Origin of the sequence: Cohaesibacter haloalkalitolerans, from assembly GCF_003574655.1 — a bacterium.
In the GTDB taxonomy this organism is placed as follows: domain Bacteria; phylum Pseudomonadota; class Alphaproteobacteria; order Rhizobiales; family Cohaesibacteraceae; genus Cohaesibacter; species Cohaesibacter haloalkalitolerans.
The window spans coordinates 315,575-329,873 of record NZ_QNUM01000006.1; the positions used below are offsets into that span (position 1 = coordinate 315,575).

Genomic DNA, 14,299 nt, shown 5'->3' on the forward strand with positions numbered 1-14,299 from the left:
GAGGAACACGACATGAGTGAACGGGCAAACATCGCAACGATCACGCTCAATCCGGCGATCGATCAGACGGTCCAGATCCCCGGCTTTGCGGCAGGCGAGGTCAACCGGATCGCGGAACAGCAGTCCGACGCGGGCGGCAAGGGGGTCAATGTGGCCAGCTTCCTGTCCCATTTCGGGCACAAGATCGCTGTGACCGGCTTTCTGGGGCAGGACAATGCCTCCATTTTCGAAAGCCTGTTTGACGCGCAGGGCATTGATGACCAGTTCGTGCGTGTCGCAGGAGCAACCCGCGTCAATATCAAGATCGTCGATCCGCAGAAGCAGGAGATCACCGACATCAACGCGCCGGGGTTCGCTGTCGATACTGGTGCGATGGAGAGCCTCGAGGGGCGGATCAAACACCTCGCAGCCGATGGCGTGGACTGTTTTGTGCTCGCCGGAAGCCTGCCGGCCGGTGTTCCGACAACCATCTATCGCGACCTGATCATTGCCATCCACGCGATGGGCAAGGAGGCGGTTCTGGATGCCAGTGGCATGGCCTTCAAGGCTGCGCTGGAAGCCGGACCTGACATCATCAAGCCCAACGTCGATGAACTGTCCGAACTGATTGGTCGCAAACTTGAGGGGCTTGCCGAAATCATCGACGCTGCCCGCTGGGTCAGTGGTGGCAAGGTCGGGCTCATAGTCGTTTCCATGGGGGCTGATGGCGCCCTGTTCATCACCGATAAGGACGTGCTGCACGCCATGCCCAAGGGCGCGGTTGTCAAAAGCACGGTCGGCGCTGGCGACGCCATGGTCGCCGGACTTTTGCACGGCCGGTCCGAAGGGCTTCCGCTTGCGGATCTTGCCCGACTGGCAACCGGCTTTTCTCTGGGCGCTCTGGGAGAGATCGGGCCTCATTTGCCCGCCCGGGAGGTCATCGAGGCTTTCGCGGCCAAGGTGGTCATAGAGCATCTGGAACTTTGAGAGGAGTAAGGAAAGCAATGGCAACAATTGTTGGTGTAGCGGCCAGTGCGGAAAGCCGGGCGCACACCCTGATGGCGGCCGAAGCCTTGCGCAAGGTCGCCAGTGATCAGGGCCACGATATCTCTATCGAGTGTCGCGAGCCAGAAGAGACAACATCTCCGCTGACCCCGGAGATGATCGCCGGGGCGGATCTCGCGATCCTGGCGATCGACCAGACCATCGATCAGGCCCCGTTTGCTGGCCTGCCCGTTTACCAGACAACGACCAGCAGGGCCATTCAGGACACAGCCAGTGTCCTTGGCGAGGCTCTGCAAAAAGCCGGATTGCCGGTTGAAGCAAATTGTGACCAGCCAAAGGAGGAAGCCGTGGCCACATCTGATGTTACCAAGAAGCGCATTGTCGCTGTCACATCCTGCCCGACGGGTATCGCGCATACATTCATGGCTGCCGATGCTCTGAAGAAGAAGGCCGCCGCCGCAGGTCACGACATCAAGGTAGAAACGCAAGGGTCTGTCGGGGCCAAGGATCAGCTCAGCGCGGAAGACATTGCCGCCGCTGACGTGGTCATCATTTCCGCCGACACCCATGTCGACGAAAGCCGCTTTGCCGGCAAGCCGATCTATCGCACGTCTGTCGGGGCTGCCGTGAAGGATGCCGCTGGCGTGATTGCCGCCTCCTTCAGCGAAGCGGAAACCGCAGCGCCTGCCGCTGGCGGTGCCGGTGGCAAGAAGATGCAAACCCTTGAGGAAGCCAAGGCGGCTCTCAAGGCCAACCGGTCCGGCCCTTACAAGCACCTGCTGACCGGTGTGTCCTACATGCTGCCGGTGGTTGTTGCCGGTGGTCTGCTGATCGCCCTGTCCTTCGTCTTCGGCATCGAGGCCTTCAAGGAAGAAGGCACCCTTGCAGCAGCCCTGATGACCATTGGCGGCGGCGCAGCCTTCAAGCTGATGGTTCCGGTTCTGGCTGGCTTCATGGCCTATTCCATTGCCGACCGCCCCGGTCTGACGCCGGGCCTGATCGGTGGTCTGCTGGCTGTCAACCTTGGCGCTGGCTTCCTTGGCGGTATTCTTGCCGGTTTCCTTGCCGGTTACGTAGCTCTGTGGCTCCGGGACAATATCAAGCTGCCCAAAGCCCTCGAAGGCTTGATGCCAGTGCTGATCCTGCCTTTGCTCTCGACAGCGATTGTCGGCTTGCTAATGGTCTATGTCATCGGAGAACCGGTACGCTATATCAACGAGAGCCTCACCGGCATGCTACAGGGCATGGGCCAGACCAACGCGGTCCTGCTTGGCCTCGTGCTCGGTGCCATGATGGCCTTCGACATGGGCGGGCCGGTCAACAAGGCTGCCTACGCCTTCTCGGTCGGTCTGTTGACCAGTGACACCTTCGCGCCGATGGCAGCGACCATGGCCGCTGGCATGACGCCGCCGCTCGGTCTGGCTCTGGCAACCTTCATCGCCAAGAACCGCTTCACCGAAGAAGAACGGGAAGCAGGCAAGGCGGCCTTCGTGCTCGGCCTGTCCTTCATCACTGAAGGGGCAATTCCCTACGCAGCCAAGGATCCGCTGCGTGTGATCCCGTCCATCATGATTGGCTCTGCCCTCACCGGCGCCCTGTCCATGTTCTTCGGCTGCGGCTTGCGCGCACCGCATGGTGGAGCCTTCGTTCTGGCCATCCCGCATGCCGTCAGCAATCTGGCGATGTATATCCTGTCCATCGTCATCGGTACTGCCGTTACCACTGCGCTTCTGATCGTCCTCAAACGTCCCATTGACGAAGTACCAGCTGCCGTTCCGGCCGAATAAAAACAAGGATAGGTGCCGGACATCATAAAAGGTCCCCCACCCTCAGGATCCGGCATCGTGAAATTCAACTGGCACGCTCGACCTTTCGGGCGTGCCTTTTTTGTCAAACGGTGCGCTTTTGCCGCTTGGCTCAGTCTTCGGCTTGATCCGGAGCTTTGCCGCGCCCTATGCTTCCCTCAGGGGATGGTTCCATCCCACCACGCGAAAGGCCCCACCAAGTGAAAGGTTTCGTCATGCCATCGAACGAAAAACCCCTCATCGGTCCTAGAACCCGCCTGTGCATGTCGCTGTCGGCTCGGCCAAGCCCGTTCGGCACACGTTTCCATAACCGCATGTATGAACTCCTCGGACTTGACTATGTCTACAAGGCCTTTTCCACGACGGACCTGCCTGCCGCCATCGGCGGTGTGCGGGCGCTCGGGATCCGTGGCTGCGCCATTTCGATGCCCTTCAAGGAGGCGGTGATTCCCTTGCTCGACGCCATGGAAGCATCGGCCGCCGCAATCGACAGTGTCAATACGATCGTCAATGATGACGGGTGCCTGACCGGCTACAACACCGACTATATTGCCATCCATGATCTGCTGGCGGCAGCAAGGATCGATCCTTCAAGCCCGTTCCTGCTGCGTGGATCGGGCGGTATGGCCAAGGCGGTCGCCGCCGCTTTGCGCAACAGTGGCTTTAAGAAAGGGACGATCATCGCACGCAACGAGACGACCGGGCGGGCCCTTGCCGGGCTATACGGCTTCGACTGGGCTTCGGGACCGGAGGGACTGACCGCTCCGCTCATCATCAATGCCACTCCGATGGGCATGGCGGGGCCAGAGGCGGATATGCTGGCATTTGACGGAACCGTTATAGAAGCTGCGGACTATGTGTTTGACGTGGTGGCGATGCCTGCCGAAACGCCACTGATGAAGGTAGCCGAACGGCTTGGCAAAACCTGCATTTCGGGGGCGGAGGTGATTGTGTTGCAGGCGGTCGAACAATTCGCGCTCTATACCGGTGTTCGTCCTGATCGCCAGATCGTGGAAGACGCATCGGCTTTCTCGCGGGATGTCGCCAAAAGGGAGCTTGAAGCGGAGCGCCAGAAGGCCTGAGCGTCGGCGCAAAAGGCCACAGCATGTGAGACAGGTCTGTTGATATGTCCGGATCGGCTGTGTGTCTGCAGAGCGATACAGTTTTGCGCACTCCATTTCAGAGCGTATGGAGGCCTGAAAGGCATCAAACTCAACGTTGCATCGGGCACATCCCGTTCCCTGCAAAAGATTGCCTTTTGTTATGGCTGTATTGCATTTTTTGCAGAAAGACGGCAGATTTGTCTAGGTTATTGGTGTTGCAATGCAACCAAGGGTAAAATATGTCTTGTCCAGTGGATGCCGGAACGATCGGGAAACTGCGCGATATCACGCATAAAAGCTGCTACTTGTTTGCTTTTTTCCGCACTCTACGGTGAAACCGTTACTTGCATCCGACTGATGTGTGGTATACTTGATACCAATGCCAAAATCGAGATGGAAATTTTCGAAACCCCTTGATATCGAGTGGATCACAATTGGAAGAGATTGAGCGGCCACCGTCCTTATCTGATATTGCGACGGAAAAATTGAGAGCGGCTATCAGCGAGGGCGAATTCGCACTCGGTGAAGCCCTGTCTGAACAGAAGCTTGCGGATCGTCTGAACATCAGCAAGACGCCCATTCGTCACGCTCTGGCTCAAATGAAAGTGGAAGGCCTGGTCGAGGTCTTTCCGCAAAAGGGCACCTTTGTCTTCACCCTGAGTGGAACGGATCTGGAGCGCTTTTCCGAATATCGCTTCATTCTGGAAACGGCTGCGCTGCGGCTTGCCTTTCGCCGCAACAGCGAAGGCCTGGTCAATGAGCTGACGAACATCTGGCATCAGATGGAACGAGCCAAGAAGGCAGACGAGCGCTCGCATTATCTGGAACTGGATCTCAAATATCATCGCGCGATGTTCGAGCTTTGCGATAACCACTATCTATCCGAGAGCTATCGTCTGATCGAAGCCAAGGTCTCCGCCATCCGCACCTATCTGGGCAAGGAGCGCGTACAGACAACCAAGAGCTTTGAAGAGCATGGCGAAATGATTGATGCGCTGCGTGAAGGCCGCATTGATGATGCCATCCGGACGCTCGATTTTCATATTGGCCGTTACCATCGCACTTTCAGTGCAGATGTTGCAGATATTGCCGATTTCTCGAAAGTCCGCCCGAATTTCAAGGAAGCACGCTGACAGGGGGCAGGGCTGCGTCGCGCTGCCTGTGTTGGCTCTCTTGAGAGCGTGCTGAACCGATAAAAAAAGACCGTTCCATCAAAAGGAACGGTCTTTTCTGTTTCAGGCAGGCTTTCTGCAAAGCCAGAGCGGCGCGTAGCCTCAAACTCAGGTCGCGCCGCAAGGGAATCAGGCTGCATCATAGCCAGTCTTGAAGGCCAGCTCGACCTTGCCGTCATAATAGATCTTGATGTCGGCATTCTCTTTGAGCGGCTTGCAAGGAATAATGCCGCCGGTGGAAACCCACTGGCCAGCTTTCGGGCTGAAGCCGTATTTGAGGGCAACGATCAGGAACTCGCGGGCCACTTCATCTGCCGTGTCAACCAGATCCAACGTGGTGCCTTCTGCGATGACTTCGCCATTCTGCTCGGTCTTCATGACTTCGCCGGTCCATTTGGTGTCAGCGGTGTAGGCATGTTCCGGGCCAAGCACCAGACAGCCGGAACCGCAACGGTCGGAAACGATGGCAGGAACGCCAAAATCGCCGCCATTGGTCAGCGAGCCGGATGGCATTTCGGCGCTGACGCACCAGACATCGAACAGATCGGTGAGGGGAGCGGCGGACACGGCGTCGATGCCCTTGGCAATATAGGCGTCAGCCTTGGGGGAAATGCGCAGGGCCACTTCACCTTCAGCTGTGATGCTGAGGGTCTTGAAACCGGGCACCAGCTTGTCGGCTGGAACGATTTCCTTCTCATGCATCGGGGCGAAGAAGACTTCGTCAATGCCGAGAGCCTTCTGGGCCGGCGGCGTGGAGCCACCCACTTTCCAAGCAGCGCAATAACCGGCGTCCTTCTCAACGACGGCCTTCACGCGGGCATAGGCATCGGCCAAGGAAGCCGGCATTTGCTCGGCGGTGAGGGTAACGGTTTCAAGCGGCGTGATTTCTGTACGTACGAAAGCAGACATGATGTCATCCTGTAGTCAATGGAATGGAAAGCCAGGCCCGCGCACCTGCGGGCTTGGCATGAGACCCTTTGTCCGCCCCGGCACAGGGCCCGGGCGGATTGAAATCAATACTGGCCTTCTTCGACCGGGCTCCAGACGGCCTTGTCGATGGCGCCGCCCGGATGCATGATGACCTTGGCAGCAATGGCATGGGCCATGCGGGCCGATTCATCAACGCTCTTGTCCTGAATGCGCATGCCGATATAACCCGCAGCAAAGGAATCGCCTGCGCCCGTGGTATCGACCGGCTTCAGTTTTGCCGGAGGAGCCACTTCCGTGCGGCCATCTCCATTGAGGATCACGCAGCTGTTGTCGCCACCCTTGATGATGGCTTCGCCAGCACCCCAGCCGCACCATGTTGCAGCGATCTTGTCGGCATCGGTTTCCTGCCACAGAGCGGCATGGTCTTCACAGCCGACCAGTGCAAAATCGGTGACGCTGGCAGCCTTGCTGAAGACGGCACGGCATTTGTCACGGTCTGGCCACAGAGCCGGGCGGAAGTTGGGATCGAATGCGACCTTCACCTTGCCCTTGAGCGAGGCCAGTGCATCCAGCAGGTTGTCGCGCTGGGTGTCATCCAGAATCGCCAGCGTGATGCCGGAGAAATAGACAAGTTTGAACTCGCCGAGCAGAGCGGCAATCTTTTCAACCGACCAGCCGCCGAACATCAGCTTGGCAGCGGCGTCATTGCGCCAATACTGGAAGTAACGCTCGCCCTTGTCGTCATTCTCGATCATGTAGAGGCCGGGGTTCTTGCCTTCCACCAGCGTGATGTGATCGACCTTGATTCCCTCGTCAGCGAACTTCTGGCGCATGCTCTGGCTCTGCATGTCGGCCCCGAGCCCCGTGATATAGGAAACTTCGGCCTTCGGAGCGAACTGACGCACCAGATAGGTGGCGGTGTTGAAGGTGTCACCGGCAAAAGCCTGACGGAAGAACTTGGTCCCCGCAGCATATCCTTCAACGCCCTTTACTGGCGCCAGTTCGATCATGCACTCGCCAATGGAGGCAATTTTTATCAGCTCGCTCATTCGTTTGCTCCTTAATCCTCCTCATGGCCCCGGCAAAAGGCCATGAAGCTTGTTTCCTTGTGTTTAGAGAGGAGACGGCATCCGTTGGCCGGGTTCTCCGTTGCAGATCAGGGAGATGGCTGGCCACCAGACAGAATGCCCGGCGAGGCTTTTTTCCCTGTGCGAAATCTGTTTGTTGGTGGCCATTAAGTTACTAGCCAATAACTTAAGCCCCCTGTCTTCACCTTCAGATGTCACATATTGAGTGAATGGGTTGGCAAGGCCGCGCTGAGGGGCTTCGGATGAAGGGCCCCTGTGCCCTGACTGGTGGGTAAGTTGCCCGTTGGGACGGGAGGAGAATACCCCCATGAGTTGCGCCAATTTGTCGCAAACACGAAGGGGGTGGCGGCGTCGAATGCACGTGTTCGAGAGGAGATCTGGCCGCGTCATGATCATTGAAACTCTGTTTTTTTTCTATTTAGAACAAAGGTTTGTAGGAATCTCTCTGTTGCTCTTCCACCATTTTGGCAGGCCTGTTTCAACAAAGCGGGAACTTTGGCCAATCTGGCCATGTCGCAGCCATTTGAAGAGCGCGACACTCGGTATCAGCTATGCCATAACAGCCTGCCATGATGTATCAATATGCTTAGATTGAGATCCGCGAAAGCACAATGATATAGGTCGTGCGACATTTGGTCATTCGGGTTGATACATAATGAATGGCGAAATTGGCGTTCTCTGGTATTCTGCGGCGCCAGCCTCCAGACAACAGTTGGGGAAAAGTCGAAAAGTTGACCTCGCAATCCCCTCAGATTTTTGTGTCAGGCTCCTTGCATCAACGCTTGGGACCAGTTTTATCAAGCCCTTTTCCACCGTATTTACTCGCCTTTCGTATTAAAATTCTGCTCAAAATACGGGTTACCACATAGCATTTTTATAAACTGGTGTACCAGATACTGAATGTTAGATTTAATATTTGACGTGGCACCGATCTCTTCATAGAGTTTGGGCCAGGAGGAATTCATGGAAAATACGGGAGGACCGGCCAGCTTTGGCGAGTTCGGTAAGCGGACTCTTATGGCCGGAACACAGACATTGTTGAGAGGCTTGTCCATCCTCGAGCTCATCGGGGAAGGCATGACGAGCGTCAAGACCCTGTCAGAGACCCTGCAGGTCCCGCGCAGCACAATCACGCGGATGATCCACAATCTGGTCGCTGAAGGTTATCTGTATCACATTCCCGAAAAAGGCTACTTCCTCGGAGCGCGACTGGTCAATCTTGGTGAGAAGGCGCGCGATCAAAGACCCCTGGCTGGCATCGCCAGGCCCTTCCTTGAGGCTTTGTCCGAACAGGTAAGGGATACAATCCACCTTGGCGCCCCGACAGATGATGGCACCATCATCTATCTGGACAAGATCAACGGCAGCCGTGGATTCCAGATGCGGTCACGCGTCGGTCTGACCGTGCCGATTGCCTCCACGGGCCTCGGTAAGGCCATTCTGATGACTATGGATGAAGAGGAATGGGACCACTATTACGACTATGCGATGAGCCAGAAGAAATTCCAGAATACCGGAGCTGAACTGAAGAGCTATCCGGAATTCTTCTCGGATCTCTCGCTGTCGAAGCAACGCGGTTTCACATTTGATGACGAAGAAAATGAAATCGGCATCCGGTGTGTCGCAGCGCCAGTTTTTGCCAACGGCTCTTCTGCCGTAGCGGCGATTTCAATCTCGAGCACGCTCAATTTCATGCCCCGTGAACGGATCAATCTGCTGGGGCCGGTGATTGTCAGATGCGCGCAGAAGATTTCACGAGAACTCGGTTGGAGTAATGAGAAATGAGTCTCTTGATTGCACTTGATTGGGGTACGTCGAGTCTGCGTGCCTATTTGCTGGAAGACGGCAAGGTACTGGACAAGCGGCAGAGCCCGTTTGGCATCCAGCATCTGCCGGCACCGGGCGGAGTAAAAGGCTATGAGGCAGCGTTCGAGAGTATCTGTGGCGACTGGCGCAAGCAGTATCCGGACGTTCCTGTTGTCACCGGCGGCATGGTCGGCTCTGCGCAGGGCTGGTCCGAGGCTCCTTATGTGCGCTGCCCGGCCGATCTTGGCGATCTGGCCAAGAATTCCGGCGCGGCAACCCTGCCGGATGGCGGCACACTGCATATTGTTCCGGGCGTTCTGCTCGATGAGCCGGATCTGGCTCCTGATGTGATCCGTGGTGAGGAAATCCAGATTGCCGGCGCCTTGGTCGATCATCCTGACTGGTGGAACTCTTCGCGTATTCTGTTGCCGGGGACGCACTCCAAATGGGTGACGATGAAGGGCGGCAAGCTGGAGAGCTTCTCGACCTACATGACCGGTGAAGTGTTCGCCGTGCTGCGTGAACACTCCATTCTGGGGCGTCTGATGCCGGAAGAAAAGGCAACCGCGGAAGAGGCAGAAAAGGCCTTTGACCTTGGCCTTGACGTGGCTCGCAACGGCGAGCCGGGCGACCTGACCCATCAGATCTTTGCAACTCGCACCATGGGGCTGACCGAGCGCCTGCCGAAGGCTGCGCTGGCCAACTATCTCTCAGGCCTTTTGATTGGTAACGAATTGACCTCGGCCACGCGCGAGCTGCGCGACGATGCGTCCATTCCGCTGATCATGATCGGTGAGGGGGCTCTGTGTGATCTCTACAAACGGGCGCTGGCCAGCTTCGGTCTGGAATGCACAGCCCAGTTTGACAACACCGCTTACATCGGTCTGTGGGACTTCGCAGTGGCGCGAAATCTTATCTGATATAGCAGACAACAAATCCTAATCTTGAAGGCAAACACAATGAAAGCACTTGTATACGCAGGTCCTAACAAGGTGGAAGTCAGGGATGTTCCTGAACCCAAGGCACGTGAAGGCGCAGTGAAAGTCAAAATGCATTACTGCGGTCTTTGCGGTAGTGACATCGGCATCTACTCGGGCAAGCATCCACGCGCCCAGGCTCCTCTCATTCTGGGTCATGAGTTCGTCGGCGTTGTCGACGAGGCTCCGGCTGGCAGCAAGTTCGTCAAGGGTGACCGCGTCACGGCCTATCCGCTGATCTCCTGTGGTGAATGCTATCCCTGCAAGAACGGCACGCCCCATGTCTGCCAGACCCTGCATCTGCTGGGCATCGATACCGATGGTGCCATGGCTGACCATTGCTGGGTTGACGAAGGCGTTCTGGTCAAGGTTCCGGACGGGGTTTCCGACAAGCTGGCCGCTCTGGCCGAGCCGTTGGCCGTTGTGGTCCGCACCCTGCATCAGGCCAACTTCAAGACCCTTGACCGTTGTGTCGTCATGGGCGCTGGTCCGATCGGTATCCTGACCGCCATCCTGCTCAAGCATTCCGGCGCTGCCCAGATCATCATCTCCGACATCGACGAAGGCCGTCTGGCCCTTTGCCGCGAGTTCGGCTTTGACGCTGTCAACGTCCGCGAGACCAATCTGGTCGAGCATGTCAACAAGGTAACCGACAATGTTGGCGTCGATATCGTCTTTGAATGCTCCGGCGTTGAAAGCGCTGCTCTCGAAGTGACCAAGCTGACCCGCGTTGGCGGCATGATCTGCATGACCGGTGTTCACAAGGCTCCACATGCCGTCAACCTGATGGATCTGAACTTCAAGGAACAGACCATGGTTGGCAGCCGCGTCTACACGCTGCGCGAATTTGCCGACACGGTGCCACTTCTGGAGAAGATGGCGGCGGATCTGGAAAAGGTTGTCTCCCAGGTCGTTCCGCTCAGCGAAAGCGCCAAAATCTTCGATATGGTTGCCGATCCTGATCTGCGTACCATCAAGGTCCTCGTCGACTGCCAAGCCTAATCCTGAGGATAGTATAATGTACAAACTCGATCTGTCTGGACAGAAAGCCATCGTAACCGGCGGCACCCGCGGCCTCGGCCTCGGCATGGTTGAAGGCCTGCTGGAAGCCGGCGCTGAAGTGCTGATCGTCGGATCCAGCGACAAGGCGGCCGATGTGGCCGCCACCCTCTGCAAGGATGGCGCCGTATGCCATGGCCTCGCCATCGATCTGGCCGATGCCACGGCCCGTGCCGAAGGCTTTGCCAAGGCGCTGGAAATGCTGGGTGGCGATCTGGACATTCTGGTCAACTGCGCAGGCGTGCAGAGCCGTCATCCGTCCGAGAAGTTCCCGCTTGACGACTGGAACTGGGTGCTTGAGGTCAACCTCAATGCCGTGTTCGACCTGTGCCAGCGGGCTGCCAATGTCATGCTTCCCAAAGGGCGTGGCAAGATCATCAACATCGCTTCGCTGCTCAGCTTCTTTGGCGGCTTCACCGTGCCTGCCTATGCCGCATCCAAGGGCGGTGTCATGCAGCTGACCAAGGCCCTGTCCAACGAATGGGCAAGCAAGGGCATCAACGTCAACGCGCTGGCACCGGGCTACATGGCTACGGAAATGAACACCGCGCTTCTGGCTGATGAAGGCCGTAACGCAGAAATCACCGCACGTATTCCGGCCAAACGCTGGGGCAATGGCGAGGATATGAAAGGTCCCCTGGTGTTCCTCGCTTCCCCCGCTTCGGACTATGTTCACGGCGTAACCTTGCCGGTCGATGGCGGCTATCTCGGCCGCTAGACCAAGGAGAGTACAATGAAAATCGTCATTACAGATCTTGATCATGCAGATCAGAACATGGAGCGCGAAGTCTTTGCCAAGGCTGGCATGGAGTTCGACCTTCTCGAGTGCAAAACCGAAGATGATCTGATCAACCAGATCAAGGGTTACAACATCGCACTGAACCAGTACGCCCCCTTCACCAAACGCGTCTTTGATGCCCTGCCGGATCTGAAACAGATCATCCGTTACGGCGTTGGCGTCAATAACGTCGATCTGGCTGCCGCAAAGGAAGCCGGGGTGCAGGTTTGCAACGTGCCTGACTATGGCATGCATGAAGTGTCCGACCACGCGATTGCCCTCAGCCTTTCGATCATTCGCAAGGTACCGAAGATGAACAAGGCCGTTCACAATGGCGTCTGGGACTTTACCGTGGCCATGCCGATCCGTCGCTTCAGCCAGACCACTGTTGGTGTTGTCGGCCTTGGCCGCATCGGTCGCCTCTATGCCCAGAAGATGCATGCCCTCGGTTTCAACATCGTTGGCTTCGACAAATTCTACAAACCAAGCGCTGCCGATGGCACTGATTACATCAAGGCTGGCACGCTCGATGAAGTTCTCGCTAGCGCAGACATCTTTGCCATGTTCTGCCCGGTAACCAGCGAAAACTTCCACATGATCGACAAGGCTGCCATCAGCCACATGAAAGATGGCGTTTATGTTGTCAACACCGCACGCGGTGGTCTGATCGACGAAGACGCTCTGGCCGAAGCGCTGAAATCCGGCAAGGTTGCCGCAGCTGCGCTCGACACCACTGAGATCGAACCATTGCCGTCAGACAGCCCGTTGCGGGCGCTCGACAACTGTCAGGTGACGCCGCATATGGCTTGGTATTCGGAAGATGCTGCTCTGGAACTGAAACGTAAGGTTGCAGAAGAAGCTGTCCGTTTCGCAAAAGGGGAAAGTATTAATTGGGGTTTGGTCCAACTTTGAACCGAATGCTGATTTGTATATCTTCGTGCTAAACTTAGAGACATTTAACACAGGAGGAAGAAATGTCCTTTAAAACTCTTACACTTGCAGCTGTTCTCGCTGTTGGTACAATCGTTTCACCAGCTGTTGCCGAAACTCTGCGTTTCTCCAACGTCACGTCCGTATCGGGCAAAGACGCTGGCGTCGAGTTCAAGCGCATTGTTGAAGAAAAGACCGGTGGTTCTCTGGAAGTCAAACACTTCCCGGACAACCAGCTCGGTAACGACCGCGTTATCACCGAAAGCACCATCTTCGGCGATATCGACATCGGCGTAAGCTCCACCTCTCCTCTGGCAACCCTGTTCCCGGATCTTTATGCTTTCGACGCTCCGTTCCTGTTCCTGAGCTCGGAAGATGCTTATGCCAAGCTTGACGGTGAAACCGGCCAGGCCATCCTCAAGACCCTTGAGAAAAAAGGCCTGAAAGGTCTTGCTTTCTGGGAAAACGGCTTCCGTAACTTCACCAACAGCAAAAAGGCTGTTGCAGTTCCGGCTGACCTGTCCGGGATGAAGATCCGCACCATGGAAAACGACGTGCATCTGGCTGCATGGCGTGCACTTGGCGCCAACCCGACCCCGATGGCATTCTCTGAGCTGTTCACCGCTCTGCAGCAGGGCACGGTTGACGGTCAGGAAAACCCACTGGGCATCATCGACGGCAACCGCTTCCAGGAAGTTCAGAGCAACGTGTCTCTGACCCAGCACGTCTACACCCCGTATATCGTCTTCATGAACCTCGACAAGTTCAACTCTCTGAGCGACGTCGAAAAAGACGCTATCGTGACTGCTGCCAAGGAAACCACCGCTTTCCAGCGTAAGCGTTCCCAGGAACTGGAAACCGAAATCCTTGCCCGCATCAAGGACCAGGGTGTGACCGTTACCGAACTGACCGCTGAGCAGAAAGCCCTGTGGCAGAAGACTGTTGTAGACGCAAAAATCTACGACCTCGTAAAGTCCAAAATGGATCATCCTGAATACATGGATGCATTCCTGAAAAAATAATCACAACTTGCCGTGATTTGTGAGGACTGGCCCTGGCCAGTCCTTGCTCCTGCGTTGCGGTCTGCGCCGGTCCCTACATGGGAAAGATCATCCGTGCAACGCTCATGCCTACGGCTACTGACCTCGGTACTCGAAAGGGACCAAGTAGATGACCATTCTACGCTTTTTGGACAAGTACTTCGAAATTTCAATCAGCGTCTTTCTTCTGCTGTTCATGACCTCACTAATCGCGATTCAGGTGTTCATGCGCTATGTGATGGGGGCATCTCTGTCCTGGTCCGAAGAACTGGCGCGTTACGTCTTCATCTGGTTGATCTATCTGATGATCAGCTACAGCGCACGGGAAATGAAGCACATCAAGATTGATGCCGCTCTCGGGTTGTTCCCGAAATCCTGGCAGCGCTGGGTCGTCATTCTGGGCGATCTGCTGTTTCTCGGATTCGCACTCTTTATCGTACAGACCACCTACGCGATCGTTCTCAAGCAGATGATGCTCGACCAGCGTTCGACGGCTCTGGCCATCCCGTTGTGGATGATTTATGCCGCGCCCGGCGTCGGCTTCGCGCTCACCGCAATTCGGCAGGTCCAGACCATTGTCTGGCGCCTTCGCAACCCCGACAAATCCAACATCGAGGAGTTCTGAGA

13 protein-coding genes are annotated in these 14,299 nt (G+C 56.5%); 11 read left to right on the top strand and 2 right to left on the bottom strand.

Going from position 1 to position 14,299, the window contains the following annotated elements; genetic code table 11:
• Positions 1 to 12: 12 nt before the first annotated feature.
• From pfkB to DSL70_RS16640, 4 genes are all read left to right on the top strand, one after another.
• A complete protein-coding gene (gene pfkB, locus DSL70_RS16625) occupies positions 13 to 966 on the top strand; it encodes a 1-phosphofructokinase (RefSeq protein WP_119309079.1) in 954 nt (317 codons plus the stop codon).
• Positions 967 to 983: 17 nt separating this feature from the next.
• Positions 984 to 2,771, top strand: a complete 1,788-nt coding sequence (locus DSL70_RS16630; protein WP_119309080.1) for a PTS fructose transporter subunit IIBC — start codon at positions 984 to 986, stop codon at positions 2,769 to 2,771.
• 233 nt (positions 2,772 to 3,004) lie between these two features.
• The gene (locus tag DSL70_RS16635) at positions 3,005 to 3,871 is read left to right on the top strand and encodes a shikimate 5-dehydrogenase (RefSeq protein ID WP_119309081.1); all 867 of its coding nucleotides are present in this window, start codon (positions 3,005 to 3,007) and stop codon (positions 3,869 to 3,871) included.
• 506 nt (positions 3,872 to 4,377) lie between these two features.
• Positions 4,378 to 5,025, top strand: coding sequence for a GntR family transcriptional regulator (locus DSL70_RS16640; RefSeq protein WP_162916814.1), 648 nt, complete (start codon positions 4,378 to 4,380; stop codon positions 5,023 to 5,025).
• 168 nt (positions 5,026 to 5,193) lie between these two features.
• On the opposite strand, the gene DSL70_RS16645 is transcribed toward DSL70_RS16640, so the two are convergent.
• Both DSL70_RS16645 and DSL70_RS16650 read right to left on the bottom strand, forming a co-directional pair.
• Complete coding sequence (locus DSL70_RS16645) at positions 5,194 to 5,973, bottom strand: hypothetical protein (RefSeq protein ID WP_162916816.1); 780 nt, start codon at positions 5,971 to 5,973, stop codon at positions 5,194 to 5,196.
• A 104-nt stretch (positions 5,974 to 6,077) separates the two neighbouring features.
• Positions 6,078 to 7,043: a sugar kinase gene (locus DSL70_RS16650; RefSeq protein WP_205563302.1), complete on the bottom strand. Its 966-nt coding sequence runs from the start codon at positions 7,041 to 7,043 to the stop codon at positions 6,078 to 6,080.
• A 1,002-nt stretch (positions 7,044 to 8,045) separates the two neighbouring features.
• Between DSL70_RS16650 and DSL70_RS16655 the strand changes: the two genes are divergently transcribed.
• The 7 genes from DSL70_RS16655 (at position 8,046) to DSL70_RS16685 (ending at position 14,297) form a co-directional block, all read left to right on the top strand.
• Complete coding sequence (locus tag DSL70_RS16655; protein ID WP_119309084.1) at positions 8,046 to 8,867, top strand: IclR family transcriptional regulator; 822 nt, start codon at positions 8,046 to 8,048, stop codon at positions 8,865 to 8,867.
• On the top strand, positions 8,864 to 9,808 hold the full coding sequence (locus DSL70_RS16660) for a 2-dehydro-3-deoxygalactonokinase (protein ID WP_119309085.1): 945 nt from the start codon (positions 8,864 to 8,866) through the stop codon (positions 9,806 to 9,808). The genes DSL70_RS16655 and DSL70_RS16660 overlap by 4 nt, the downstream gene beginning before the upstream one ends.
• A 39-nt stretch (positions 9,809 to 9,847) precedes the next feature.
• Positions 9,848 to 10,867, top strand: coding sequence for a zinc-dependent alcohol dehydrogenase (locus DSL70_RS16665; RefSeq protein WP_119309086.1), 1,020 nt, complete (start codon positions 9,848 to 9,850; stop codon positions 10,865 to 10,867).
• Positions 10,868 to 10,883: 16 nt separating this feature from the next.
• Positions 10,884 to 11,642: an SDR family NAD(P)-dependent oxidoreductase gene (locus tag DSL70_RS16670; RefSeq protein ID WP_119309087.1), complete on the top strand. Its 759-nt coding sequence runs from the start codon at positions 10,884 to 10,886 to the stop codon at positions 11,640 to 11,642.
• 15 nt (positions 11,643 to 11,657) lie between these two features.
• Positions 11,658 to 12,614, top strand: a complete 957-nt coding sequence (locus DSL70_RS16675) for a C-terminal binding protein (protein WP_119309088.1) — start codon at positions 11,658 to 11,660, stop codon at positions 12,612 to 12,614.
• A gap of 62 nt (positions 12,615 to 12,676) precedes the next feature.
• Complete coding sequence (locus tag DSL70_RS16680; protein WP_119309089.1) at positions 12,677 to 13,654, top strand: DctP family TRAP transporter solute-binding subunit; 978 nt, start codon at positions 12,677 to 12,679, stop codon at positions 13,652 to 13,654.
• 148 nt (positions 13,655 to 13,802) lie between these two features.
• Positions 13,803 to 14,297: a TRAP transporter small permease gene (locus DSL70_RS16685; RefSeq protein ID WP_119309090.1), complete on the top strand. Its 495-nt coding sequence runs from the start codon at positions 13,803 to 13,805 to the stop codon at positions 14,295 to 14,297.
• Positions 14,298 to 14,299: the final 2 nt, after the last annotated feature.

What these genes read in the sequence shown, in the direction of transcription:
- DSL70_RS16680 (WP_119309089.1), top strand. Translation starts at nt 12,677, where the DNA reads ATGTCCTTTAAAACTCTTACACTTGCAGCTGTTCTCGCTGTTGGTACA.
- DSL70_RS16655 (WP_119309084.1), top strand. Translation starts at nt 8,046, where the DNA reads ATGGAAAATACGGGAGGACCGGCCAGCTTTGGCGAGTTCGGTAAGCGG.
- DSL70_RS16645 (WP_162916816.1), bottom strand. Translation starts at nt 5,973, where the DNA reads ATGTCTGCTTTCGTACGTACAGAAATCACGCCGCTTGAAACCGTTACC.
- DSL70_RS16670 (WP_119309087.1), top strand. Translation starts at nt 10,884, where the DNA reads ATGTACAAACTCGATCTGTCTGGACAGAAAGCCATCGTAACCGGCGGC.
- DSL70_RS16675 (WP_119309088.1), top strand. Translation starts at nt 11,658, where the DNA reads ATGAAAATCGTCATTACAGATCTTGATCATGCAGATCAGAACATGGAG.
- DSL70_RS16630 (WP_119309080.1), top strand. Translation starts at nt 984, where the DNA reads ATGGCAACAATTGTTGGTGTAGCGGCCAGTGCGGAAAGCCGGGCGCAC.
- DSL70_RS16635 (WP_119309081.1), top strand. Translation starts at nt 3,005, where the DNA reads ATGCCATCGAACGAAAAACCCCTCATCGGTCCTAGAACCCGCCTGTGC.
- DSL70_RS16665 (WP_119309086.1), top strand. Translation starts at nt 9,848, where the DNA reads ATGAAAGCACTTGTATACGCAGGTCCTAACAAGGTGGAAGTCAGGGAT.
- DSL70_RS16685 (WP_119309090.1), top strand. Translation starts at nt 13,803, where the DNA reads ATGACCATTCTACGCTTTTTGGACAAGTACTTCGAAATTTCAATCAGC.
- DSL70_RS16650 (WP_205563302.1), bottom strand. Translation starts at nt 7,043, where the DNA reads ATGAGCGAGCTGATAAAAATTGCCTCCATTGGCGAGTGCATGATCGAA.
- DSL70_RS16660 (WP_119309085.1), top strand. Translation starts at nt 8,864, where the DNA reads ATGAGTCTCTTGATTGCACTTGATTGGGGTACGTCGAGTCTGCGTGCC.
- pfkB (WP_119309079.1), top strand. Translation starts at nt 13, where the DNA reads ATGAGTGAACGGGCAAACATCGCAACGATCACGCTCAATCCGGCGATC.